This is a genomic window from Mailhella sp. (genome assembly GCF_057866825.1).
The window spans coordinates 1-1,162 of sequence record NZ_DBMAHT010000099.1; the positions used below are offsets into that span (position 1 = coordinate 1).

Annotated in this window: 1 protein-coding gene and 1 pseudogene; both read right to left on the reverse strand. The window is 51.2% G+C overall.

Annotation, left to right across the window (positions count from 1 at the left end):
• Window positions 1-393: 393 nt before the first annotated feature.
• A complete protein-coding gene (gcvH, locus tag ACZM96_RS08425) occupies window positions 394-789 on the reverse strand; it encodes a glycine cleavage system protein GcvH (protein WP_346666153.1) in 396 nt (131 codons plus the stop codon).
• Window positions 790-900: 111 nt separating this feature from the next.
• A pseudogene (locus ACZM96_RS08430) lies at window positions 901-1,162 on the reverse strand (dihydrolipoyl dehydrogenase); the annotation flags it as partial.

Here is a 1,162-nt window from a genome sequence, read left to right on the forward strand (position 1 = left end):
TCTTTGATTTTAGATAAAACTTGTTCAAAATTTTTACTAAAATTTTGAACATGATTTTTCCAACTCTCAGGAGACATTATACTATCAGTCATGGGTATTACCTTCATAATATTATTGTAATAGATATTTTTGGACCTATCATAAAATCGTTTTTAGTTCCAGAAAAAATTATTCCACTTTTCAAAAATGCAATTTTTGTCAAAAGAAAATTTTTGAAATATTTCAAACTGTAGGATAGTCAATAAAATTTTTGATATAGATATTTTTAGTAAATTATTCAGGATGATGAAGTCTTCTTTGATGGTATAATGAATGTTATCATCTATGCTTTTCAATGTTAAAAAAGGCCGCAACTCAAAGCTACGGCCTTTTTTCAGGTAAGGTGAAGACGGATTACAGGGTGGCCTTATAGGCGTCGGCGGAGAGCAGACCGTCCACGGCGGCCATGTCTTCGGGCTTCACGCGGATGAGCCAGCCTCTGTCGTAGCAGGAGGCGTTGAGCAGGGTGGGCGTGCCGTCGAGATCGCCGTTCACGGCGGAAACTTCGCCGGCCACGGGCATGAACAGCTTGTTCACAGACTTGATGGACTCCACTTCGCCGAATTCGTCGCCGGCGGCAAAGCTGTCGCCTTCCGAGGGAAGATCCACGTACACCACTTCGCCGAGCTGATCCTGCGCGTAGTCGCTCACGCCGATCACGATTTCCTCGCCGTCCTTGCGGACCCAGATGTGTTCGTCGGTGTATTTGAGTTCGGCAGGAAAGGAAAGTTCCGCAACAGTCTTGGCCATGGGAATACTCCTTGGTTTTGGGGCGTGCGCCCGTAAGGTTGAGCGCGCCGCAGGCTTGCAGTGTGTGCTGGCGCGCGCCGGACCGGTCGGGATCCGGCGCGCGGCAAAAGACTATTCCGCCATCTTCGCCGCGGCTTCCATGATGCCTTCGGCAAGGGTGGGATGCGCGTGAATGGTTTCGGCAATGTCGGCCACGGACGCGCCCATCTGCAGGGCAAGGGCGCATTCGGCAATGAGATCGGTGGCGTGCGCCCCGGCGATGTGCGCGCCGAGAAGCTTGCCGCTTGCCTTGTCGGCCACCAGCTTGAACACGCCGGGCAGCTCGCCCATGGCCTGCGCCTTGCCGAGTTCGCGGAACTGGAATTCCGAGGTC

What these genes read in the sequence shown, in the direction of transcription:
- gcvH (WP_346666153.1), bottom strand. Translation starts at nt 789, where the DNA reads ATGGCCAAGACTGTTGCGGAACTTTCCTTTCCTGCCGAACTCAAATAC.